This window comes from Aminobacter sp. AP02, assembly GCF_003148805.1.
In the GTDB taxonomy this organism is placed as follows: Bacteria; Pseudomonadota; Alphaproteobacteria; order Rhizobiales; family Rhizobiaceae; genus Aminobacter.
Map to the genome: position 1 here is coordinate 211,283 of NZ_QGGX01000008.1, position 21,796 is coordinate 233,078.

At 63.2% G+C, this 21,796-nt stretch carries 23 protein-coding genes; 8 read left to right on the top strand and 15 right to left on the bottom strand.

From position 1 onward, the window contains the following. The first annotated feature begins 115 nt into the window (after positions 1-115). The 4 genes from C8K44_RS12845 to C8K44_RS12860 all read left to right on the top strand — a co-directional run bounded on the left by C8K44_RS12845 (position 116) and on the right by C8K44_RS12860 (position 3,330). The gene (locus C8K44_RS12845; RefSeq protein WP_109576178.1) at positions 116-829 is read left to right on the top strand and encodes an ABC transporter permease; all 714 of its coding nucleotides are present in this window, start codon (positions 116-118) and stop codon (positions 827-829) included. Further along, entirely contained in the window at positions 826-1,656 is an 831-nt protein-coding gene (locus tag C8K44_RS12850; protein WP_109576179.1) for an ABC transporter permease, read from the top strand. The genes C8K44_RS12845 and C8K44_RS12850 overlap by 4 nt, the downstream gene beginning before the upstream one ends. Positions 1,657-1,749: 93 nt before the next feature. Further along, positions 1,750-2,619, top strand: coding sequence for an NAD(P)-dependent oxidoreductase (locus C8K44_RS12855; RefSeq protein ID WP_109576180.1), 870 nt, complete (start codon positions 1,750-1,752; stop codon positions 2,617-2,619). A 9-nt stretch (positions 2,620-2,628) separates the two neighbouring features. Continuing rightward, positions 2,629-3,330 (top strand): DNA alkylation repair protein, encoded by a 702-nt coding sequence (locus tag C8K44_RS12860; protein WP_109576181.1) that lies wholly within the window; start codon positions 2,629-2,631, stop codon positions 3,328-3,330. Here C8K44_RS12860 and C8K44_RS12865 read toward each other — a convergent pair whose 3' ends face one another. The 4 genes from C8K44_RS12865 to C8K44_RS12880 all read right to left on the bottom strand — a co-directional run bounded on the left by C8K44_RS12865 (position 3,331) and on the right by C8K44_RS12880 (position 5,741). Beyond that, entirely contained in the window at positions 3,331-3,822 is a 492-nt protein-coding gene (locus C8K44_RS12865) for an Lrp/AsnC family transcriptional regulator (RefSeq protein WP_109576182.1), read from the bottom strand. Between the two features lie 108 nt (positions 3,823-3,930). Beyond that, a complete protein-coding gene (locus C8K44_RS12870) occupies positions 3,931-4,548 on the bottom strand; it encodes a uracil-DNA glycosylase family protein (RefSeq protein WP_109576183.1) in 618 nt (205 codons plus the stop codon). A 2-nt stretch (positions 4,549-4,550) separates the two neighbouring features. Next, entirely contained in the window at positions 4,551-5,162 is a 612-nt protein-coding gene (locus C8K44_RS12875; protein WP_109576184.1) for a glutathione S-transferase, read from the bottom strand. Between the two features lie 45 nt (positions 5,163-5,207). Then, positions 5,208-5,741, bottom strand: coding sequence for a thermonuclease family protein (locus C8K44_RS12880; RefSeq protein ID WP_348626329.1), 534 nt, complete (start codon positions 5,739-5,741; stop codon positions 5,208-5,210). 160 nt (positions 5,742-5,901) lie between these two features. Between C8K44_RS12880 and C8K44_RS12885 the strand changes: the two genes are divergently transcribed. Further along, entirely contained in the window at positions 5,902-7,416 is a 1,515-nt protein-coding gene (locus C8K44_RS12885; RefSeq protein WP_109576186.1) for a HAMP domain-containing sensor histidine kinase, read from the top strand. A gap of 29 nt (positions 7,417-7,445) precedes the next feature. Here C8K44_RS12885 and C8K44_RS12890 read toward each other — a convergent pair whose 3' ends face one another. After that, positions 7,446-8,441, bottom strand: a complete 996-nt coding sequence (locus C8K44_RS12890) for a nicotinate-nucleotide--dimethylbenzimidazole phosphoribosyltransferase (RefSeq protein WP_109576187.1) — start codon at positions 8,439-8,441, stop codon at positions 7,446-7,448. Positions 8,442-8,644: 203 nt separating this feature from the next. Here C8K44_RS12890 and C8K44_RS12895 point away from each other — a divergent pair, with 203 nt between their 5' ends. After that, positions 8,645-8,875 (top strand): DUF1289 domain-containing protein, encoded by a 231-nt coding sequence (locus C8K44_RS12895; protein ID WP_109576188.1) that lies wholly within the window; start codon positions 8,645-8,647, stop codon positions 8,873-8,875. Between the two features lie 15 nt (positions 8,876-8,890). Continuing rightward, a complete protein-coding gene (locus C8K44_RS12900) occupies positions 8,891-9,592 on the top strand; it encodes a TIGR02281 family clan AA aspartic protease (RefSeq protein ID WP_109576189.1) in 702 nt (233 codons plus the stop codon). A gap of 24 nt (positions 9,593-9,616) precedes the next feature. On the opposite strand, the gene dusA is transcribed toward C8K44_RS12900, so the two are convergent. The 10 genes from dusA to C8K44_RS12950 all read right to left on the bottom strand — a co-directional run bounded on the left by dusA (position 9,617) and on the right by C8K44_RS12950 (position 20,462). Beyond that, positions 9,617-10,621 carry a tRNA dihydrouridine(20/20a) synthase DusA gene (gene dusA, locus C8K44_RS12905; RefSeq protein WP_109576190.1) on the bottom strand — a complete coding sequence of 335 codons (1,005 nt, stop codon included), beginning with the start codon at positions 10,619-10,621 and terminating at the stop codon, positions 9,617-9,619. Positions 10,622-10,783: 162 nt separating this feature from the next. Beyond that, complete coding sequence (locus C8K44_RS12910; RefSeq protein WP_109576191.1) at positions 10,784-11,812, bottom strand: proline racemase family protein; 1,029 nt, start codon at positions 11,810-11,812, stop codon at positions 10,784-10,786. A 62-nt stretch (positions 11,813-11,874) separates the two neighbouring features. Continuing rightward, the gene (locus tag C8K44_RS12915; protein ID WP_109576192.1) at positions 11,875-13,566 is read right to left on the bottom strand and encodes an aconitase X; all 1,692 of its coding nucleotides are present in this window, start codon (positions 13,564-13,566) and stop codon (positions 11,875-11,877) included. Continuing rightward, complete coding sequence (locus tag C8K44_RS12920; RefSeq protein ID WP_109576193.1) at positions 13,563-14,564, bottom strand: 4-hydroxyproline epimerase; 1,002 nt, start codon at positions 14,562-14,564, stop codon at positions 13,563-13,565. The genes C8K44_RS12915 and C8K44_RS12920 overlap by 4 nt, the downstream gene beginning before the upstream one ends. Before the next feature lie 14 nt (positions 14,565-14,578). Next, positions 14,579-15,829 (bottom strand): FAD-dependent oxidoreductase, encoded by a 1,251-nt coding sequence (locus C8K44_RS12925; RefSeq protein WP_109576235.1) that lies wholly within the window; start codon positions 15,827-15,829, stop codon positions 14,579-14,581. Positions 15,830-15,836: 7 nt separating this feature from the next. Then, entirely contained in the window at positions 15,837-16,559 is a 723-nt protein-coding gene (locus C8K44_RS12930; protein ID WP_109576194.1) for an amino acid ABC transporter ATP-binding protein, read from the bottom strand. Next, a complete protein-coding gene (locus tag C8K44_RS12935; protein WP_109576195.1) occupies positions 16,552-17,205 on the bottom strand; it encodes an amino acid ABC transporter permease in 654 nt (217 codons plus the stop codon). Before C8K44_RS12935 ends, C8K44_RS12930 begins: the two co-directional genes overlap by 8 nt. Before the next feature lie 12 nt (positions 17,206-17,217). After that, on the bottom strand, positions 17,218-17,883 hold the full coding sequence (locus C8K44_RS12940; RefSeq protein ID WP_109576196.1) for an amino acid ABC transporter permease: 666 nt from the start codon (positions 17,881-17,883) through the stop codon (positions 17,218-17,220). Between the two features lie 71 nt (positions 17,884-17,954). Beyond that, positions 17,955-18,761, bottom strand: coding sequence for a transporter substrate-binding domain-containing protein (locus C8K44_RS12945; RefSeq protein WP_109576197.1), 807 nt, complete (start codon positions 18,759-18,761; stop codon positions 17,955-17,957). A 183-nt stretch (positions 18,762-18,944) separates the two neighbouring features. Continuing rightward, positions 18,945-20,462, bottom strand: coding sequence for an aldehyde dehydrogenase (NADP(+)) (locus tag C8K44_RS12950; protein WP_109576198.1), 1,518 nt, complete (start codon positions 20,460-20,462; stop codon positions 18,945-18,947). A gap of 149 nt (positions 20,463-20,611) precedes the next feature. Here C8K44_RS12950 and C8K44_RS12955 point away from each other — a divergent pair, with 149 nt between their 5' ends. Next, positions 20,612-21,649, top strand: coding sequence for an Ldh family oxidoreductase (locus tag C8K44_RS12955; RefSeq protein WP_109576199.1), 1,038 nt, complete (start codon positions 20,612-20,614; stop codon positions 21,647-21,649). The last annotated feature ends 147 nt before the right edge of the window (positions 21,650-21,796 follow it).

The following is a 21,796-nucleotide window of genomic DNA, read 5'->3' on the forward strand; positions in this document are numbered from 1 at the left end:
TTCAAACAGGCGGCGGGACAAGTTCCCGCCGTTTGGCTAATTTAGACACAACAACAAGCCGCCACGAAAGGCGGTGGCACTCCCACAACGGGAATGCAAAGGGGACAATCTGCCGATGCAAAGCGTTTGGGCGCTTCTCAGTTTCGGACCCGAAGGTTGGGGAGACGATCTTGCCCATGGCGTGCTTGTCACCGTTTCGCTAGCCCTGGTGACATTGCCGCTGGGCTTGCTGATCGGCTACCTGATCGCACTGGCCAAGCAGTCGAGCGAACCGTCCATGCGGCTGGCCGGCAATATCTACACCACGATCTTCCGCGGCTTGCCTGAGCTTTTGACGCTGTTTCTCGTGTTCTACGGCGCCCAGATCGGCATCCAGCAGCTGGTCCGGCTGGTGCGACCCGATGCGGTCGTCGAAATCAACAGCTTCGTTGCCGGCATGATCGCCCTGGGCGCCGTCTTCTCATCCTACGCCAGCGAAGTCTTACTTTCTGCCTTTCGCGCCATCCCGCGCGGCCAGTATGAAGGCGGCTATTCGATAGGCTTGTCCCAGCGCCAGACCATGCGGCTGGTGATCCTGCCGCAACTCATTCGCATCGCCCTGCCCGGCCTGTCCAATCTCTGGCTCATCCTGCTCAAGGAGACGGCTCTGGTCTCGGCGGTCGGCCTGACCGACATCGTCCGTCAAAGCAGTATTGCCGCGCGTGTCACCAAACACGCTTTCATGTTCTTCGGCGTCGCCTGCCTGATCTATCTTGCACTCGCCATCATCTCGTCCTTCGGCATCAACGCAATCGAGCGCTGGGTCGGCAAGCGGGAGGCGCAGCGATGAGCACGACGAGTGAACCAACCGCCAAGGCGCTGCGCCCGCCAGCACCGCCACGTGGCTGGTCGAGCGAACGCTTGATGGGCTGGGGCTTTGTCGGCCTCTGGATCGTGCTGGGACTTGCCCTCGTAACCTACCTGTTCAGTGCCTGGAATCCTGAACTCTTCGCCAAATACGCGCCATCCTACCTCTCGGGCCTGCGCGTAACGCTGACGCTGGTCGCGATTTCCACCGTGCTGGGCGCGGTCCTGTCGTTGCCGATCTGCTATGCCAGAATGTCGAAGAACCGGGTGTTGAATGCGATTTCCTTTGGCTATGTCTATTTTTTCCGCGGCACGCCGCTGCTCGCACAGACCTTCCTGATCTATTACGGGTTCGGCTCGTTCAGGCCGCAGCTGGAGGCCATCGGCCTGTGGAGTTTTTTCCGCGAAGCCTGGTATTGCGCGGTCTTTGCCTTTGCGCTCAACACTGCTGCCTATCAGGCGGAAATCCTGCGTGGCGCCATTGAAAGCGTCGGCAAAGGCCAATGGGAGGCGGCATCCGCGCTTGGCCTGTCGAAATTGCAGACACTCTACAAGGTCGTCCTGCCGCAGGCATTGATAGTGGCGCTTCGCCCTTACGGCAACGAAATCATCCTGATGATCAAGGGTTCCGCCATCGTCGCCATCATCACGGTCTACGATCTGATGGGCGAGACACGGCGCGCCTTTTCGCGCACGTTCGACTTCCAGACCTATCTCTGGGCGGCCCTGCTCTACCTCTCGTTGGTTGAAACCTTGCGCCATTTTATCGACTGGATCGAACGGCGCATCACTCGCCATCTGCATCGCTGAGCAAACTCTGGCCCAAACACGATCGCCTTGACGAATCCGCCCCATGTCATAGACCTCGGGCACGACAATATTTGCACTTCGAAAGGGTGAGCCATGGCATCGGTCGCGTTTCTTGGTCTTGGCGTTATGGGCTATCCCATGGCCGGCCATCTCAAGAACAAGGGCGGGCACGACGTGACCGTCTACAACCGCACCACCGAGAAGGCACAAAAGTGGGCTGCCCAGCACGGCGGCGCCTTTGCGGCGACCCCAGCGGAGGCCGCCGAGGGCAAGGACTTCGTCTTCGCTTGTGTCGGCAATGACGACGACCTGCGCGAAGTCACGACAGGCACACAGGGTGCATTCCATGTGATGAAGAAGGGTTCGATCTTCATCGACAACACTACCGCATCGGCAGAGGTCGCACGCGAGCTCGATGCTGCTGCACGAGCCGGCGGCTTCCATTTTCTCGATGCACCGGTGTCAGGCGGTCAGGCCGGCGCTGAGAACGGCGTGCTCACGGTCATGGTGGGCGGCGAACAGGACATATTCGACCGCGCTCGGCCAGTGATCGATTCATTTGCCCGCATGGTTGGCCTGATGGGTTCCGCGGGTGCTGGCCAGCTGACCAAGATGATCAACCAGATCTGCATCGCAGGCCTTGTCCAGGGCCTCGCCGAGGGCATCCACTTTGGCAAGAAGGCTGGCCTCGACATCGAAAAGGTCGTCGATGTAATCTCCAAGGGTGCCGCCGGCTCCTGGCAAATGGAAAACCGCCACAAGACCATGAACGCCGGCAAATACGATTTCGGATTCGCCGTCGACTGGATGCGCAAGGATCTCGGCATCTGCCTGGAAGAAGCTGATCGCAACGGTGCCAAACTGCCGGTCACGGCCCTGGTCGACCAGTTCTACAAGGATGTGCAGGGGATGGGCGGCAAGCGCTGGGATACATCCTCGCTACTCGCGCGCCTCGAAAAATAGCGCTGCATCATGGTGCTGGCGCCGACCTCCACAGTCGAAGAGATCGTCGCGCATCTGAGGACGCTCGGCTCGGAGGAAGACCGCGCCGGCATCGCCCGCTTTGGCATTCGCAACGATCGGGCGCTTGGCATCTCCAATGCCGTGCTGAGGCCTATCGCCAAGACGCTAAAGCAGGATCACGAGCGCGCGCTGGCACTGTGGGCTACAGGCATCCGCGAAGCGCGTATCTTGGCGGTTGCCACCGATGAGCCTAAAAAGGTCGCGCGCGCGCAAGCCGACGCCATGGCCGCCGATTTCGACAGCTGGGAGATCGTCGACCACGCCGTCTACCTCTTCTGCGATGCCGGGCTCGCCCATGAGATCATTACAGCCTATGCCGCGGACGAGCGTGAATTCGTCCGGCGTGCGGCCTTCTCGGCTATCGCCACGGCCGCGGTGCACCTGAAGAAAGAGCCGGATCAAACCTTCATAGGTTGGCTCGATCTGATCGAAACGCATTCGACAGACAGCAGGAACTTCGTCAAGAAAGCCGTGAACTGGGCGCTGCGTCAGGTCGGCAAGCGTTCGCCCGCCCTCCATACCCCGGCCCTGGCATTGTCACAAAAACTCGCCGTTTCGGCTAACAAGACGGCCAGATGGATCGGCAAGGACGCCGTGCGCGAACTTACCGATCTCAAGACCCTTGAACGACTGAACGCGAAGAACCGTTGATCAGGCGGCCGACGCGCCGCTTTCCTTGTCCAGAACCATGTAGTCGAGCGGCAATTCGGTCGTGTACTTGATCTGCTCCATGGCGAAGGCCGACGACACGTCGCGGATCTCGATCTTGGCGATCAGGCGCTTGTAGAAGGCATCGTAGGCAGCGATGTCAGGCACGACGACGCGCAGCAGGTAATCGACGTCCCCGCTCATGCGGTAAAACTCGATGACCTCGGGAAACTCCTGAATGACCTCGGAAAACCGCCTCAGCCACTCATGGCTGTGTGAATTGGTGCGGATCGACACGAAGACGGTGACGCGGGTGTTGATCTTTTCCGGATCGAGAATGGCGACACGCCGCTTGATGACGCCTTCTTCCTCCAGCTTCTGGATACGCCGCCAGCAGGGCGTGGTGGACAGGCCGACTTTCTTGGCGACATCGGCAACGGCCAAGGTCGCGTCCTCCTGGAGGAGACGAAGGATTTTCCGGTCGAGGCGGTCCATATGCAGGCTCCGTTAGAAAAGGTTCGCCATAATCCTGTGATTTACCCCATCATACAAGAAAGGAATTCTCCGCACACCCTGCATTTTCGGTATCGATTTCCATACCGCCTAGGAAAGACGACTCTGGATTTCCGTCCTGAGAAAAGGCAGCAATTCCATTTCGAACCACGGATTCCGTTTGATCCAGCCGGTGTTGCGCCAGGATGGATGCGGCAATGGCAGCACATGCGGGCCCGATGAGCGCGCCCAGACCGAACGCCAATCGGCGACTGTGTCGGTCAAGGACGAGCCACGCGCGGCGCCCATGTGCCAGCGTTGCGCGTATTGACCGATCGCCAGCACGACATCGATCTGCGGCATCAGCCCCATCAGCCGTGCGCGCCAGGCCAGCGCGCATTCCCGTCGTGGCGGCAGGTCGCCGCCCTTGGCGTCCTGCCCTGGAAAGCAAAATCCCATTGGCACGATCGCGAATTTTTCCGGATCGTAGAAAGCTTCAGGGGAAACGCCCAGCCAATCGCGCAGGCGGTCGCCTGAAGCGTCGGTAAACGGCGCGCCGCTTAGATGCACCCTGGTCCCGGGCGCCTGCCCGGCGATGAGGATACGCGCACGCGATGACGGTACGACCACCGGCCGAGGCTCATGGGGCAAGGGTTTGCCCAACGGATGATCGACGCAAATGCGGCAGCCCTTGATCTCCACAACCAGTCGGTCGAGTTCGGCGGACATGTTCAGGCTGCGGCACTCGGGCGGGCGGCAATCGAGCGGTACCAGCGCAGCACGTTGGCAAACTCCTCGGGTACCACGATGCGGGCCGGCTTCATGAAGTCGACGGCGATCAGCCCGGTGATATCGGCAATGGAAAAAGCGTCGCCGGCGGCGAATTCGCGCGATGAAAATTCCTTGTCGAGCAGCGCGAGGAAATCGATCACCTTCGGCTTGTTGGCCTCGCCCCATTCCGGAACCTGGGGCACTTCCCATTCCTTCATGGCCGGGTGGATGTGCCGGAAAGCAAAGCTAACAGGCTGGAACAGGTTGAACTCGATCCGCCGCTGCCACATCTCGACGAGCGCCCTGCCAAGCGCCCCACGACCAAAGAGCGCCGGTTCCGGGTGCAGTTCCTCGAAATAGCGGCAGATAGCGATGGATTCGGTGAGGATTGTGCCGTCGTCCAGCTCGAGAACCGGCAAGCGCCGCAACGGATTGCGCGAGGCAACTGCCTCGGCCTTGTGTCCCATGGCTCCCATGTCGACCGATGTCATCGGCACCTCGATGCCTTTTTCGGCCAGGAACACACGCACCCGCCTCGGGTTCGGCGCCCGGCCACCATCAAACAGCATCATTGGCTTCTCCTCGGTTGCCGCGATTTCGCAACTATAGGCCGTAAACTACCAGAATCGAAAGATTTCCCGCAGCCAATTGAGTATCCGTCCGTAGCTGCCATGCTCGATGTCGGTCATGTCGCCATGCATTTTGCGCCAATCGCGCGGACGATCGAAATCCCCAGCCCACATCCCTCTGTGGTCACGGCGAGCGGCGGATTCTGCAGCTTCATAGCCGCCATAGGCAATCGCCCAGCCGGCTTCGACCTGGGCGCGGTTGAGGTCGGTGTTGCCGACACTGCACTCGCCGAGCAGGCGGCCGTATTTATCTCTCTCCCAGCCTGTGCAAACCACCTGCCGGCCCGCGACAAGATGCGACAGGGCTTCGCGCGAGCGGCGGCCGCAAGGATATTGGGCACCGTCTTTGACGCAGACTTGGGAGTATTCCGGCGCATCGATTCCACGCAGCCGGATGCGTTCGGTCCCCAACGTAATCGAATCGCCGTCATTGACGACCGCAGTTCCCTCGGCCTTGCGTGTCTCCACCCTGTCGAGACGCGCCGATACGAGAATAAGGAGCCCGAGGATCGCAGCCGTCACCGCATAGTCCAGAATCTTGCGCCAACGGCTTCGCGGACGCCTGAAATACCGCTGTCGCGGCCTGCCCGACCACGAACGGCTCATATGGCAAACAATCCCTTAATCATTCGGACGTAGCGTGCAGTCTTAAGGTAAGCGCGCGCGAAAATCGAATTATCACATGCCGTTGCAACGCTCTCATACGGCGGACAAGATCATTGTGGACCGCAGGAAACGCCATCGCAACAGCGATGTCGCTCGCGCTGTGCGCAAGACCCGCGATCAGCTGGCACAGCAGCCAGGCGGGCTGGCCTTCGACCGCGAGTTGCTGAAGCTCCATGCCGCCTCGATCAGGGCCAATTCAGCCGCGCTCCCATTGTTGGTCGTTATCCTTGCCGGCATTGGTCTGCTGCTTGGCGCGGAACGCGTCATCCTCACTTGGGCGTTCGTTGCCATTTTGGCCTATGGTGGCCTGGCCCTGCTTGCCCGTCGCGCCGACGAGGCCGCTCCCGCCGCCATGAGCCCGATGGCCATGCGCCGCACCTTCCTCGTTGGCCATTTCGTCACCGGACTTGCATGGGCCTATCTGGCTGCGATGACATGCACCGCTTGCGAGCCCGATCTGCTGGCTATCTTGAAAGGGGCTTTCCTTCTTGTCGCCATGGCCGCGACCGCATTCGTTGCATCCTCACTACGCGGCGCTATGACGGCGACCTTCTTCGTTCCTGTCGCTGCCTACGCGGCCTTTGGCGTCCGGCTGTCCGAGCCGCTCGGCATGATCATGGTGACGTTGCTGGTAGTAGCCCTTCCCTTCTTTTCCCAGGTCGCCAATATCAAGAACCGGTCGGCTCTGATGCTGATGTCGTTCCGCTCGGAGATGGACGCGCTGATTGCCGAACTGGAAACGGCCAAGTCAATGTCCGACGAGGCCCGACGCCGCGCCGAGGACGCCAACCTCGCCAAGTCGCGCTTCCTCGCAACGATGAGCCACGAATTGCGCACTCCGCTCAACGCAATCCTTGGCTTTTCCGAAGTGATGGCGGGAGAAGTGCTCGGGCCCATCAACAGCCCGACCTACCGCGAATACTCCCGCGACATCCACGATTCGGGCAAGCATCTGCTTGATCTGATCAACGAGATCCTCGATTTGTCGCGCATCGAGGCCGGCCGCTACCAGCTCAACGAAGAGCCGCTGGCGCTGCTGACGGTGGTCGAGGATTGCTGCCACATGATGGAGCTCAAGGCGCGCAACAAGGACCTGCGCATCGTCGAACAATTCGAGCCGGCGTTGCCGCGCCTGCTCGGAGACGAACGCGCCGTCCGCCAGATCACGCTGAACCTCTTGTCCAACGCCATCAAGTTCTCGCCCACGGGCGGAGAAATCCGCGTTCGCGTCGGCTGGACAGCCGGTGGCGGGCAGTACATCTCGGTCAAGGACAACGGCCCCGGCATCCCGGCCGAGGAAATTCCCATCGTGCTTTCGGCATTCGGCCAGGGCTCGATCGCCATCAAGAGCGCGGAACAGGGCACCGGCCTGGGCCTGCCCATCGTGCAGGGCCTGCTCTCGCTTCATGGCGGCGAGTTCGAATTGCATTCGAAGCTGCGCGAAGGCACCGAGGCTATCGCCATCTTCCCTGCCGCGCGGGTGATCGACGGCTTGCCGAAACTGGAGCCTCGCAGCGCGGCAAGAGCATGATTGCGAACCGAAGGTCTGCCTGGCAAGCGTCAGCTAACCGCCGCTGCCATCCCCGAACTGATCTGGGCAGCGGTCTTGACGAGACCGGCCGCAAGCCCGGCTCCCACCGCTTCGCCATGGTCGATGCCAAGCCCCAGCAAAGGCCTCGCGCCGAGCTTTGCGAGCAAGCGGGCATGGCCTGGTTCGGTCGAGACGTGCGAGAACATGCAGTGATCGAGGGCCGCCGGATCGACGGCATGAAGCACCGCGGCTGCGGATGACGTCGCAAAACCGTCGAGCAAGAGTGGAATCTTTTCCATGCGCGCAGCAAGGATTGCACCGGCAATGGCTGCGAATTCGCGGCCGCCAACACGACGCAGCGCCTCGAAGGGGTCGTTGAGATAAGGGCCGTGCAGAGCCAGCGCGCGATCGACCATTTCCGCCTTGCGCGCCTGCATTGCCGCGTCCGCGCCTGATCCAGGCCCAACCCAATCCGAGCCCTTGCCGCCGAACAGCGCAGCGCAAAGTGCTGCCGCAACGGTGGTATTGGCGACGCCGAGGTCGCCGATGCAAAACAGGTCGGTGCCGCCGGCAATCGCCTCCATGCCAAAGGCCATGGTGGCGGCGCAACCACGCTCGTCAAGCGCCGGCTCAACCGTGATGTCGGCGGTCGGCAGATGCAGCGCCAGATCAAGAACCTTCAGGCCAAGTTCGTTGGCAAGGCAAATCTGGTTGATCGCAGCGCCACCGGCAGCGCACAGCTCGACGCGCCGCGCCGTCGCTTCCATCGGCCTCGGCGAAACGCCCTGGGCAGCCACGCCGTGATTGCCGGCAAATATTGCGACCATGGGCTTGAGGACCGTGGGAGGAGCACGCCCAGTCCAGCGTGCCAGCCAAGCGGCGATGTCTTCGATGCGGCCGAGCGAACCTTTTGGCTTGTCGGCCTTGGCAAACAGGGCCCAAACCTTGCCGGCCTGTGCGACATCGCCCTCAGGCAGATGGGCAAACAGATTGCGGAAATCGTCAAAGGGAAGTGCGCTGGGCATGCGGGGCTACCTGCTGTTCGTCATCGTCACGCGCGGCATAGCCGCCTGAGCGCGCGAAAACAATCGCGACAAAGCGCTCGCGGGAAGGCAGCAAGGCGATCAGACGTCGCGGGAAAGCGCTTGCAATGCCGCGCAGGCTACATCATCTGTGGCTGGCGCAGCGTATATGTTGGCGCGACGCATAGCCGCCGTGGACGATGTTTATGACCGCCATTGAATCTCCCTGCATCATGCTGTGTTCGGTTGACGACACCACCGGCTATTGCTTCGGTTGCGGCCGCACCCGCGCTGAGATAGGCGCCTGGCTCGGCATGTCACCGGAAACGCGCCGCGCCGTCATGGCAACCCTGCCCGCCCGGCTCCAAACCATCGAGCGCAAGCCGCGCCGCGAAACCCGTCGTTCGCGCATCGCCCGCGAAAACGCGTCCAACTAAGGAATTTCAGCAGACATGAACCGCCTTTACTGGGTCGTCACAGCCTTGCTCGGCGGCGGACTGCTGCTTTTGCTGTTCAACCATTCCTCTGGCGAGACCCTGGGCCTCAACAACGACAGCTTTGGCCAGCTGATCTATGCCGGCGCGCTTGCTCTTGTGATCGGTGCCGGCATCCTGCGTCGGGGAACGCGCCTGGGTGACACGTTGCGCAGCCTTGCGCTGTGGGTGCTGATCGTCCTGGCGTTCGTCGCCGGCTATCAATATCGCTACGAACTGCAGGATATCGCGAGCCGCGTGACGGCCGGCCTCGTGCCAGGCAGCCCGATGTCGGCCCTCGACGGCAACGGGCGCGCCACCGTCACACTGGACAAGCTGCCAAACGGACATTTCGGGGCGCGCATGCAGATCAACGGTGCGACCATTCAGGCAATGGTCGACACTGGTGCCACCAGCACCGTGCTTACCACGGCCGACGCCCGCAAGGCTGGGTTCGATCCGGCAAGCCTGAGCTTCACCATTCCTGTCTCAACCGCAAATGGCATCGCGCACGCTGCGCGCATTACCGCAGGCAGTGTCCAGCTTGGCTCCATCGAGCGAAAGAACCTGCCCATGCTGGTTGCCGACCAGGGGCTAGAGCAAAGCCTTCTCGGCATGAATTTCATCGGCTCGCTGTCGGGCTTCGATGTGCGCGGCGACCGGATGATCTTGCGAGACTAGTCCAGACATCCGTAATTCTGAATGTCAGGCCGCTTCGCTGGCGCGGCTCAAATTGACGGCTGCGAAGGCATCACGCAGCACCTCAGGGCCAGCCCCAGGCCTGTTGGCGTCGGTGGAAAGTATCTGGCGAAAACGCCGTGCGCCGGAAAGGCCGTGGAACATCCCGACCATATGACGCGTGACATGACCGAGACGGCCACCGGCGGCGATGTGGCGGCCGGCATAATCCGCCATTGTTTCGATCAGCGCAGCGAAATCGAACTCGTCGGCCGCCTCGCCGCGCAACATCGCATCGACGCCGGCCAGGACCGCAGGCGTGTGATAGGCAGCGCGGCCAAGCATCACGCCGCCGACCTTGTCGAGATGCGAGCGTGTTTCATCAAGCGTCAGAATACCGCCATTTATGCCTATGAATCGATGGGGCATTCTGGCTTTGAGGCGGTAGACGCGACCGTAGTCGAGTGGCGGAATATCGCGATTTTCCTTGGGGCTCAGCCCTTCCAGCCACGCTTTTCGCGCATGCACCCAAAGCGCATCGGCACCGGCAGCGAAGACCGCGTCGGCGAGCGTATCGAGCGCTGTTTCAGGGTCCTGGTCATCGACACCGATACGGCATTTCACCGTGACAGGAACCTTGACCACAGCCTTCATTGCCGCAACGCCTTCGGCAACCAGGTCGGGCGTCTTCATCAAGCATGCGCCGAAGGTGCCCGACTGCACGCGGTCAGACGGGCAGCCGACATTGAGGTTGATTTCGTCATAACCGAACGCTTCGCCGATACGAGCGGCCTCGGCGAGCTTGGCCGGATCGGAGCCGCCAAGCTGCAAGGCGACCGGATGCTCGCAATCGTCAAAACCTAGCAAACGATCGCGCGCGCCATGAATGATTGCGTCTGCCACCACCATTTCGGTGTACAGAAGCGCATCGTGGCTCAGCTGCCGGTGAAAATATCGGCAGCACCGGTCGGTCCAGTCCATCATGGGTGCGACGGCGAGTATCTGGGCGCCGTCGGCATAGAGCTTGGTCATGGTTTCTTCGCGTAAGGCTGAGGTGGCTTTCAGATAAGGCCGCTCCCTACCATGACAAGGCCACCACGCCAAATCAGCCTGCCGCGCATGCGAGGAGCAGCGCGCCCTCTTCGCACCGCTGCAACCAGTCCTGCGTCTTGCGGCGTCCTCGGCCAGAGTACTTTAGCGCGCGCCCCAAGTGTCGGTGAGACGGTAACCTTCGGGCCAAGGATCCGACGGATCGAGCATGTGCTGATGCGTGCCGGTGATCCAGCCGCGACCGGAGATTTCCGGCAAGATGGCTGGGCGGCCACCGACTTCAGTCGTCCCGAGGATGCGGCCCGAGAAAGTCGAGCCGATCAGCGACACTGCCGTAAAACGATCTTCCATGGTCATCTGCCCCCGTGCGTGCAGTACGGCCATGCGCGCCGACAATGCGGTGCCAGTGGGCGAGCGGTCGACCTTGCCGGGTTGGATGGCTACGGCTGCACCCGCGCGCAGGCCTTCGGCAGTACGCTCGACCGCACCTGCGAACAGGCAGAAGGAGAAATGCTTCCAGTCCGGATTGTCGGGATGGTGGAAGCCAAGGGCCGCATTGGCGGCGTTGGTGATCTTCACGCCGAGCCTGGCGATGTCATGGGCTTCGTCAGCCTTGAGGCTGAAGCCCAAGGCGGCGGCATCCACTATGACGAAGCTGTCGCCGCCATAGGCGGTATCGACCGTTAGAGTGCCCAACCCCTCGACCTCCAGCTTGGCATCCAGACGTTCAGCGAAACTCGGCAGGTTCTGCACGAAGATACGTTCAGCCTTGCCGTTCTTGCATTCGGCGCGCACACGAACGAGCCCGCCAGGCGCTTCGAGAGTAATCTCGGTCACCGGTTCCTTCATGGGCAGGATGCCGCTATCCAAAAGCACGGTCGACACGCAGATCGAATTCGAGCCCGACATGGGTGGTGTGTCTTCCGGCTCCATGATGATGAAGGCGGCGTCAGCTTCCGGGTGCTTCGGCGGCACCAGAAGATTGACATGGCGGAACACGCCGCCGCGCGGCTCGTTCAGCACGAAGTTGCGCAAGGTATTGTCGCGGGCGATCCAGCGGCTCTGTTCCCAGATCGTATCGCCAGGCGGCGGCGTCACGCCACCGACGATGACGTCACCTACCTCGCCTTCGGCATGGGCCGAAATCACATGGATCGTCTTGGTGCTGCGCATGTTACCTCCTCGGGGCAATTGCAGTACGGGTGCGAGCCGTCCGGAATTGCGCAAAATTCGTTCTAGGAAAGCCAATCCGGCAAGCGCTCGGATGCGTGGCCGGTCAACGCAGCGGTCACACAATCGGCAAGGTTGCCAAAGCGCACCGCGCGACCGGACAGTCCGGGGCCGTAGTGGGCGTACTTACCGGAGTTCGTCATCACCGCGCGTGTCCGCGTCGGGAACACCGGTTCGGAAATCGAGCACCAGCACAGGTCGGGCAGCACCTGCACGCCGCTCGCTTCGAGCCGGGCCAAAGTGCCGTCGGCGCGAGCGTCGGAGATCACCTGGTTGCCGGCAGTCACGATGACCGACACGTCAGGCTTGCGAGCGCGTCCGCCAAGCGCGTCGGCCAAAACCCGGCATTCGTCGAGCGAAGCATGCGGGCTGCCGATGGCGACGAGGTCCACCTGTTCGGGCCCCGCGTTCAGCGCCTTCCACGCCGCGACCAGATCGGCGCGGGTGACAACAACTCGATCCGCATCGTCGGCTGCGGCACCCTCGGCCTCGGATGTCACATCCTCGATGTGCAGCATCGGCGCCGCCGAAGTCGTGCCGAAGGCCGCGCAGAGCGCCTTGAGATCGTCACGCGACGGCTTGCCCCCAGCGAGCCCTCGCAGCAGCGGGATTCGGTCGGGCGCGGCCTTGCCGGCGAGATAGCCGACCAGCGGCCAGAACGCGTCGTCCACACCATCGGGCAGTTCCACATCGATCACACGGCGCGCCTTGCGATTGCTGTCGAGATAGACGCCCGACAGCGGCGCGCGGCCTGTCAACGCGATGCAGAGGTCGAGGAAATCGGGATGTTTCGCAGTCCGTGCGCCAAGCACGGTGTTGGCAAAGATGACGGCGTTGGATTCGGCCCAAGCGATTGACTCGCCCTTTCCCGGCGCACTGTCGAGCAGATAGGGCGAGCAGGTGAAGGTCGGCTTGCAGCCCATGCGCACATATGCATCGGCAAGGCGCGCGGCAGGATCGCCGAAATCGTGGGCCACGCCCTGCGCCTGCCAGTTGGCGCGGTCGACGGAGATGGCGTTCATCGTCGAGGGCACGCGGACGCGCGCGCCCATGTCGGCCATCTTTTCGGCAAAGGTCAGGTTAGCGGGGCTGGCATAGATGCAGCCGTCGATATGGGCCTGCGTGACGTCGATCAGCCCGCGGGCGCCCTGCTGGGCCGCCACGGCCAAGATGATGCGCATTGCCTGCTGCACGGCCACGCCGTCGCGGCCGTCGAGCATGGCGCGGTCGGCTTCGCTCAGTTCGAGCGCTGCCATGGCCGGCGGGCTGACTGGAAGCGTCAGGCCATCTGCCTCGATCGCCGTGTCGGTGATGCGCGCCGATCTGGCATGCGATAGCGCGTCAAAGGCTTCGGGCGCCAGGCGCAGCACCGGCAGCGGCTTGCCGAACAGCTCGGAAGCAATCAGCGCGCCGAGCGTCAGCACGTCCTCAGCCTCCGAGAACACCAGTGCCGCGGGCGCGCGTCCGGTCAGCACGAGATCGAGCAGCACGCCCGAGCCTGTGCAGGAACCGCGGCTCGACGGCATCATCAGGATGCTGCCGGTCAGGCACGTCCCGTGTAGCGGGTGATGAACGTCGATGACGCTGCCGGTGGCGGGGTTGACCCCGCCCCAGAAGCTCAGCGCCTCCGGTGAGGCGATGACCGGCCCGCTGGCCGCACCACCGAGAATGCTGCGCGCCGGCACCAGTTCGCTCATTTCACCACGAAGCCGTGCGCGAAGGGGTCGCGATCGTCGATGAAGATGGTGTTGATGCCGGTCTGGCGCGCCCAGCCGGCGATGGACGGGATGATGGCATCCCGATCAGCCACCTTCGTTGCAGCCTCGACCCGTCCCTTGAAGATCGAGCCGATGATCGATTCATGCCAGAACTCGTCGCCGACCTGCAACTTGCCCTTGGCGGCGAGCTGCGCCATGCGGGCCGACGTGCCGGTGCCGCAGGGCGAGCGGTCGATGGCCTTCTCGCCATAAAACACGGCGTTGCGGGCGTGCGCACCCTCGACCGTCGGCTTGCCGGTCCACTGGATGTGGCTGAGGCCTTGGATCGCGGGGTGCTCGGGATGAACAAATTCGTACTTGGCGTTGAGGGCCGCGCGCAGCTTCGGGCTCCAGCCCACCAGCTCGCCGGCGGTATGGTCGGCCATGTCGCGGAAATTCTTCTGCGGCTCGACGATGGCGTAGAAATTGCCGCCATAGGCGACGTCGACGACGATTTCGCCCAGCCCCTCGACCTCGGCGGTAAGGCCTTCCGCATAGAGGAAGCCCGGAACGTTGGTCAGGCGAACTTCCTCAACGAAACGGCCCTCCTGGCGATAGGTGATGTCGACCTTGCCGGCGGGCGCATCGATCGACAGCTTGCCCGGCTCACGCGGGGTGATGAGACCGTTCTCGATGGCCATGGTTATGGTGCCGATGGTGCCATGACCGCACATCGGCAGGCAGCCCGACGTCTCGATGAACAGCACCGCGACGTCACAGTCGGGCCGCGTCGGCGGATAGAGGATCGAGCCCGACATCATGTCGTGGCCGCGGGGTTCGAACATCAGGCCGGTGCGGATCCAGTCGAATTCGCGCAGGAAGTGCGCTCGCTTTTCCAGCATGTTGGCGCCTTCGAGGCGCGGACCGCCACCAGAAACGAGGCGGACCGGATTTCCGCAAGTATGTCCGTCTAAGCACGAGAAAGTATGGTTGGCCATGGCCGAGACCCCTGTCAGAATCTTTGAGGCGAAAAGGAAGCGATATCGATGGCGGGCGTCTTGCCGGTCAAGAGATCGGCGACGATCCGGGCTGTGCCCGCCGATTGGGTCAGGCCGAGATGGCCGTGGCCGAATGCATAGACGACCCGCGACGTGGCTCGGGCTGGGCCGATGGCCGGCAGGCTGTCGGGCAATGACGGACGAAAGCCCATCCACTGCACGCCGCCGCCTGCCTTGAGGCCTGGCAGGAAAGCCTGGGCCTTCTTCAGCATGGCTTCGGAGCGGCGGAAGTTCGGCGCAAGCTTCAGTCCGCCGAGCTCAACCGCACCGCCGACGCGAATGCCGGTCGAAAGGCGTGTGACGACAAAGCCATGGCCGCCGAAGGTGACCTGCGTGCGCAGGTCGAAGGCATCCGACGGCAACGTCGTGTTGTAGCCCCGCTCGGTCTCGAGCGGGATGCTCTCGCCTAAAGTGCTGGCGATCCGGTGCGAGAAGGCGCCGGCCGACAGCACCACCTTGCCAACGCGGCGGCTTTTTCCGTCTGCCGTCACCAACTCCACACCGCCCTCGACCGGACGCAGCGCGGTCACTTCGGCACGTTCGATCACGCCACCCGAATTGCGGAAATGCTCAGCCAGCGCCAGCGTGTAAAGCCTGGGATCGGAAATCGAAAACCACCCTGGCGTAAACGTGCCGTGGGTAAAGCGTGCGGCGAGGCCCGGCTGGATCTCGGTCATGTCGGCGGCGTTGAGGTGATGGAACTCGATGCCGTGCGCCTCGCGCGCCTTCCAGCCGGGCAGCGAGGCCTTGAGTTCGGCCTCGCCTTCATAGACCTGGAGATTGCCCTCCTTGCGCAGCATTGGCTGCGTGCCAGTCTGGCGCAGGAAGGGTTCGAGCTCCGCCTTCGAAAGGTCCATCATCGCCGTCTGCGCCGCCGTCGAATGCGCCACGCGCGTGGGCGAGCAGGCTCGCCAGAAGCGGAACATCCATGGCGCGATCTGCGCGGCATAAGCCGGTGGCACCGACAGCGGCCCGAGCGGGTCAAGGAGCCATTTCGGTGCCTTCTTCAAGATGCCCGGCGACGCCAGCGGCAGGATGTCGGTGAAGGCGAATGCGCCAGCATTGCCGGCAGAAGCGCCGGCGGCCGGCCCCTCACGATCCAGCACCGAGACCTTGAGACCGCGTGCTTGGGCGGCAATCGCCGCCGAGAGGCCGACGACCCCTGCCCCGATGACGACGACGTCGGCCTGAGCCTGTTCTTCCATCATGCCCTCAATGCGTTGCGGCCAGGAACTTCTTGGTCTCGGCGTTTTGAGGCGCGTCGAACAGCTGTTCCGGCGGCGCGATCTCGGCCATCACGCCCTGGTGGAAGAAGGCGACGCGGTCGGAAACCTCGCGCGCGAACTTCATCTCGTGAGTCACACATATCATCGTCATGCCTTCTGATGCGAGCATGCGCAGCGTGTCCAGCACCTCGCCCACCAGCATCGGGTCGAGCGCCGAGGTCACCTCGTCGAACAGCATGTAGGTGGGCGACATGGCGAGCGCACGGGCAATCGCCATGCGCTGCTGCTGACCACCCGACATGCGGTTGGGATAGACCGCAAGCTTTTCGGCGAGGCCGACATGGGTCAGCTGCTTCACCGCGATCTCCTCCGCCTTCTCCTGTGAGAGACCCAGCACCTTGCGCGGCGCAAGCATGACATTCTCAAGTACTGTGAGGTGCGGAAAGGCATTCCACTGCTGGAACACGATGCCCACCTTCTGGCGCAGCTTGTTGAGGTCGGTGCTCCTGGCGTGCACCTCGGTGCCGTCGATCTTGATGCGGCCGGAATCGATCGGCTCCAGCCCGTTGATGCAGGTCAGCAGCGTCGACTTGCCGGAACCGGATCCGCCGATGATGGTCACCACCTCGCCCTTGGCGACAGTGAGGTTGATGCCCTTGAGGACCTCCAGCGAACCGAAGGATTTGCGGACGTTTTCGATCTCAATCATTGGGGGACCACCGTTTTTCGAGATACCCGCCAAGTCGGGCGATGGGAAGGCTGATGATGAAGTAGATGGCGCCGCAGATGAGCAGGATGAAGAGCGGCTCCTGCAGGCGCGTGACCAGGATCTGCGAGGCGCGCAGCAACTCGATCAGCCCGAGCCAGAGCACTAGCGCGGAGTCCTTCATGACGCCGAGCGTCAGCCCGATCCACGACGGCAGTGAGACGCGGACCGCAAGCGGTGCCACGATGTAGCGCATGTCCTGGAACCAGCTCATGCCCAGCGAGCGGGCGGCTCGGCGCGTGTTGGTCGGCACGGAGTCGATGCCGCCGCGCACGATTTCGGTGCAGTAGGCGGCGGTATAGAGCGACAGCACCACGCAGGAGGTTGTGAACGGCGCCCAGCCCAGCTTCATGATGGCCTGGAGCGCGTTGCCCAGAACCAGTTGGATCAAGAGCGGCACGGAGCGGAAGACGTCGAGCACGAAGGTCAAAGGTGCGGCCCAGTAAGGTCCGACCTGGAAACGGATGACACCGAACAGGATGCCGAGAACGGTGCCGGCGGCGACGGACACGGCGGTGACGGCAAGCGTCATCCCCGCGCCCTGCGCAAGGAAGGCCAGGTCACTCCACGAGAGGGCAGTGTTGAACATCTCTCACCTCTCTCAGTAACGGAACATGCGCGCGGCAAAGACGCGGGCGGCCAGCGTCACTGCCTTGGCGATGACGTAGTAGATAACCGCGGCGATGGCGAAGAACTCGAAGGTGCGGAACGAACGTGCGTTCAGCTCCTGCGTGACGCCGGCGAGGTCGGTGTTCATGCCGACGGTGACGCCCAGCGAGGTCATCAGGATCGCCCAGACCATCTGGTTGGTGGCCGGCAGGAAAGCGACGCGCAGCATCTGCGGCATCACGATCAGCCTGAAGGCCTGTAGCGAGGTCATGCCAAGCGAACGCCCGGCACGTGTCTGCGTCTCCGGGATCGCCTTCAGCGCACCACGGAAATTCTCGGCCAGGTAGCCTGCATTATTGAAGGCAATGCCGACCAGGAGCGCGACGAACGGGCTCAAGTGGATGCCGAAATTGCCGAGGCCGAAATGGGCCATGTAGATCTGGAACAGTGCCGGCGTGTTGCGCGCCACTTCGACCCAGGCGGTGGCGAAGCCGCCGAGTAGGCGGTTGCCGGAGAGCCGGAACAGAGTCAGCGCAATGGCGATCGCCATGCCGATGATCATCGACAGCAGCGCGATCTGGAGCGTGACCAGCGCGCCGTCGAGCATCTGCGGCAGCGCCTTGAGCGCCTGGTTCCAATGGAAGGTGTAGTTGAACATTGCCGTCTCACCTTTCGGAAAGGATCAACGGCGCGAGGTTTTTGCCTCGCGCCGCCATAGAAACGGTCGGATCAGCGGTAAACGCCGTTCACCGCAAGCGACGGCACTTCGCCGCCAACCCACTTCTCGTAGAGCTCGTTGTAACGGCCGGTGCGGACCTGCTGGTTGATGAACAGGTTCAGGTAGTTGATGAGGCCGTATTCCTCGCGGTTGGTGAACAGTGCGACGTAGTCGATGTCGAACGGCGCGTTGCCGACAACCGAGATGCCGGGGAACTTGCCGGTCTTCACGTTGGCCTGGGCAACCGTCGAGGTCGAAACGGTGGCGTCGAGCTGGCCCTGGCTCAGAGCCAGGAACACGTCGGCCTGGGTTTGGTAGGGACGGAACTCGCCCGCACCCCATTCCTTGACCTGCTTCTCCAGGGCGATGGCCTCGTAGGTGCCGGCGGTGGCGCCCACGACCTTGCCCTTCATGTCTTCAAACGACTTGATCCCGGTCTTGTCGTTGGAGGTGACGGCCATCTGGAAGGCGAAGTAGGGAACCGTCATGCCAACGGTCTTGGCGCGCTCGAGCGTGTCCGACGTCGAGGCGACGCCGACATCGACGCGACCCGACATCAGCGCGGGAATGCGCTCGGGGAACGGCGTCTCGACGATCTCGGCAGTGACGCCGAGCGCCTTGGCCAGGTCATTGCAGTAGTCGACGTCGAAGCCGATCGGGTTGTTGCTTGCATCGCGCGAACCCATCGGCGGGAAGTCGAGCACGACCGCGCAGCGCAGCGTGCCGGAAGCGATGATGTCATCCAGCTTGTCTGCGTGAGCCTGGCTGGTCAGTGCGGTGGCGGCCATGAGGCCGAAGGCGAGAACCGAGGTCTTCATTATCACACTCTCTCCCTGAGTAGGTTCGTCGGTTGACGGCGGCGCACTATTTCGCGTCCGAGAGCGTAAATCAAATCAAAAATACAAGTCGTATACAAAAAGTATCCGCCATGTCGGCTTACGACGGGGTCACCGCCGGACCTCACCCAAAGGAAGGTCCGGCGCTGGCAGCCAAATATGCAATCAGCCCTGGAAGTCCTCGGGCAGCAGGCCCTCCGGCATGTTCTGGTAGGACACCGGACGCAGGAAGCGGCGGATCGACATGGTGCCTACACTGGTCGCGCCGAAATTGGTCGAGGCCGGATACGGTCCACCGTGGACCATCGAATCGGCCACTTCTACGCCTGTCGGGAAGCCGTTGACCAGCACGCGGCCGGCCTTGCGCTCGAGTACCGGGCGAAGGCGACGGGCGGCCTCGAGGTCGCCTCCATCCATATGGATGGTTGCGGTCAGCTGGCCGTCGAAGCCACGGGCGATCTGTTCCATCTCGTCGAGCGAGCCGACCCGAACCACCATGCCCAGCGGCCCGAAGACCTCCTCGCCCAGCGCATGGTCGGAAACGAACTGCGCCCCCGTCGTCTCGAACAGGTTCGGCGTTGCGGTGCGGCCCGACGATTCGGTTTTGAGCAAAGGCTTCACCGTGTTGCGTGTGGCAAAGCGCGCCCTACCCTCATGATAGGCCTTGGCGATGCCGTCTGTAAGCATGGTCTGCGGGCCGACCTTGGAAAGCGCTTCGGTAGCTGCACCGATGAAGCGATCGGCATCAGCGCCATCGATCACCACGGCAATGCCGGGGTTGGTGCAGAACTGTCCGGCGCCCATGGTCAGCGACCCTGCCCAGCCCTGCCCGAGTGCCTCGGCGTGCGTCTTGAGCGCTTCGGGCAGCATCATCATCGGGTTGACCGAGCCGAGCTCGCCGAAGAACGGGATCGGTTCCGGCCGCTGTGCGCACAGGTCAAACAGCGCGCGGCCGCCGGCCAGCGAGCCGGTGAAGCCCACGGCCTTGATCAGCGGATGCTGCACCAGCGCATGGCCGATTTCGCGGCTGCCTCCCTGGATCAGCGAGAACACACCCGGATGCACGCCGGCCCTTGCAATCGCCGCAGCGATGGCCTGGGCCACGATCTCTGCCGTGCCCGGATGGGCCGAATGGCCCTTCACCACCACCGGGCAGCCAGCAGCCAAGGCGGCAGCGGTGTCGCCGCCGGCGGTCGAGAAGGCGAGCGGGAAGTTCGAGGCGCCGAACACCGCGACCGGCCCCACCGGGCGCTGGATCAGCCTGATCTCGGGGCGCGGCGCCGGCTGGCGATCGGGCAGAGCCGAATCGAAGCGGCGGTCGAGATAGTCGCCCTTCTCGATGTGGTCGGCAAACAGGCGCAGCTGGCCGGTCGTGCGACCGCGCTCGCCCTGCAGGCGCGCTTCGGGCAGACCGGTTTCCTGGCTGCCGATCTCGGTGATGTCGGCGGCGCGGGCTTCGATCTCGTCGGCGATGGCGCGCAGGAAGGCAGCGCGTTCACCCCGCATGGAGTAGCCGTAGCTCCAGAACGCATCCTCGGCCGCTTCGCAGGCACGGTTGACGAGATCCACCGTACCGGCGGCGAATTGATGCACCGGGCCGTGCGCCGGCGCGCTGTCGAAGGTGCCTGATCCGTCGAGCCATTCGCCCGCGACGAGGTGTTTTCCTTTAGGGGTGAAGGCCATGGGACGTTCCTTTCTGGCTGACAGGCATGCCACCGGCAACGATCGGCACGCAGTCCATTTGCACTTGTCGAGTATTTGTATACTCTATGTATGCAAAAGTTCAACCGCAACACGGCCCATCGGGCCCAGCCTTGGATGCAAGAGACAAGATGAACCAGACCACCACCCTGCCGATCGGCGTGTTGCACGAGCGCGTCGAAGCGATCTTCCTCAAGGCGGGGCTGAATGCCATCCAGTCGGGCGCCCTCGCCCGCGTGATCGTCGCGGGCGAACGCGACGCATGCAAGTCGCACGGCATCTACCGCATCGAAGGCACGTTGCGCACGGTGAAGGCAGGCAAGGTCAAGCCGGACGCGGTGCCGGAACTGTCGGCCCAGGAAGGTTCGGCCATCGTCAGGGTCAATGCCAAGAGCGGATTCGCCAACCCGGCCTTCGAACTCGGCTTGCCGGCACTCGCCGAGCACGCCCGCTCATTCGGCCTGGCGGCCCTCGTCATCAACGACTGCACCCATTTCTCCGCCCTCTGGCCGGAAGTCGAGGCGATCACCGAACAAGGCCTTGCCGGTCTCGTCATGTGCCCGAGCTACGCGTCGGTGGCGCCAGCCGGCGGCAACAAGCCGCTGCTCGGCACAAATCCCTTCGCCTTCGGCTGGCCGCGCCAGGACAAGTCTCCCTACGTCTTCGACTTCGCCACCTCGGTTGCCGCGCGCGGTGAAATCGAACTGCATCGCCGTGCCGGCAAGCCGCTGCCCGAGGGCTGGGCCATCGACGCCGACGGCAATCCCACCACTGATCCGACTGCGGCGCTCGCCGGCGCCATGCTGCCCTTCGGCGGCCACAAGGGTTCGGCGATCGGCACGATGATCGAACTTCTTGCCGGTATCATGATTGGCGACCTCACCAGCCCGGAAGTGCTCGAATATCTGGGCACCACCACGCTGGCGCCGCCGCATGGCGAGCTTATCCTCGCCTTTTCGCCACAGGCCTTCTCCAAAGGCCGCCCCGGCGACCCATTCGCGCGTGCAGAGACCCTGTTCGAGGCCATCGCCGGCCAGGGCGCCCGCCTGCCCTCCCAGCGCCGCTACGTTGCCCGCGCCAAATCGGAGGCCGAAGGCATCGTGCTCACCGCCGCCGAGATGGACCAGCTCGACCGCCTGCTGACACTGGGCCTAGACGCGGTCTCCTGACAAGGATCGACCACCACGCTGGCCGGCTGCGCCGACCAACCTCTCCCTCAGTCGCAAGACGAGCGGCCACAGGGCACCTTCCTCTTTCCCGATCGACTGGGGAGAGGTGGGTTGAGCAGCAAACCGAAGGGGGTCGACGCGCCGCAA

Coding starts and splice junctions, on each gene's coding strand:
- C8K44_RS12855 (WP_109576180.1), top strand. CDS start 1,750: ATGGCATCGGTCGCGTTTCTTGGTCTTGGCGTTATGGGCTATCCCATG.
- C8K44_RS12875 (WP_109576184.1), bottom strand. CDS start 5,162: ATGATGCTGTTTGATGGTGGCCGGGCGCCGAACCCGAGGCGGGTGCGT.
- C8K44_RS12935 (WP_109576195.1), bottom strand. CDS start 17,205: ATGTTCAACACTGCCCTCTCGTGGAGTGACCTGGCCTTCCTTGCGCAG.
- C8K44_RS12915 (WP_109576192.1), bottom strand. CDS start 13,566: ATGAGCGAACTGGTGCCGGCGCGCAGCATTCTCGGTGGTGCGGCCAGC.
- C8K44_RS12955 (WP_109576199.1), top strand. CDS start 20,612: ATGAACCAGACCACCACCCTGCCGATCGGCGTGTTGCACGAGCGCGTC.
- C8K44_RS12925 (WP_109576235.1), bottom strand. CDS start 15,829: ATGGAAGAACAGGCTCAGGCCGACGTCGTCGTCATCGGGGCAGGGGTC.
- C8K44_RS12885 (WP_109576186.1), top strand. CDS start 5,902: ATGCCGTTGCAACGCTCTCATACGGCGGACAAGATCATTGTGGACCGC.
- C8K44_RS12900 (WP_109576189.1), top strand. CDS start 8,891: ATGAACCGCCTTTACTGGGTCGTCACAGCCTTGCTCGGCGGCGGACTG.
- C8K44_RS12860 (WP_109576181.1), top strand. CDS start 2,629: ATGGTGCTGGCGCCGACCTCCACAGTCGAAGAGATCGTCGCGCATCTG.
- C8K44_RS12940 (WP_109576196.1), bottom strand. CDS start 17,883: ATGTTCAACTACACCTTCCATTGGAACCAGGCGCTCAAGGCGCTGCCG.
- C8K44_RS12895 (WP_109576188.1), top strand. CDS start 8,645: ATGACCGCCATTGAATCTCCCTGCATCATGCTGTGTTCGGTTGACGAC.
- C8K44_RS12910 (WP_109576191.1), bottom strand. CDS start 11,812: ATGCGCAGCACCAAGACGATCCATGTGATTTCGGCCCATGCCGAAGGC.
- C8K44_RS12850 (WP_109576179.1), top strand. CDS start 826: ATGAGCACGACGAGTGAACCAACCGCCAAGGCGCTGCGCCCGCCAGCA.
- C8K44_RS12945 (WP_109576197.1), bottom strand. CDS start 18,761: ATGAAGACCTCGGTTCTCGCCTTCGGCCTCATGGCCGCCACCGCACTG.
- C8K44_RS12845 (WP_109576178.1), top strand. CDS start 116: ATGCAAAGCGTTTGGGCGCTTCTCAGTTTCGGACCCGAAGGTTGGGGA.
- C8K44_RS12865 (WP_109576182.1), bottom strand. CDS start 3,822: ATGGACCGCCTCGACCGGAAAATCCTTCGTCTCCTCCAGGAGGACGCG.
- C8K44_RS12890 (WP_109576187.1), bottom strand. CDS start 8,441: ATGCCCAGCGCACTTCCCTTTGACGATTTCCGCAATCTGTTTGCCCAT.
- C8K44_RS12950 (WP_109576198.1), bottom strand. CDS start 20,462: ATGGCCTTCACCCCTAAAGGAAAACACCTCGTCGCGGGCGAATGGCTC.
- dusA (WP_109576190.1), bottom strand. CDS start 10,621: ATGACCAAGCTCTATGCCGACGGCGCCCAGATACTCGCCGTCGCACCC.
- C8K44_RS12870 (WP_109576183.1), bottom strand. CDS start 4,548: ATGTCCGCCGAACTCGACCGACTGGTTGTGGAGATCAAGGGCTGCCGC.
- C8K44_RS12920 (WP_109576193.1), bottom strand. CDS start 14,564: ATGGCCAACCATACTTTCTCGTGCTTAGACGGACATACTTGCGGAAAT.
- C8K44_RS12930 (WP_109576194.1), bottom strand. CDS start 16,559: ATGATTGAGATCGAAAACGTCCGCAAATCCTTCGGTTCGCTGGAGGTC.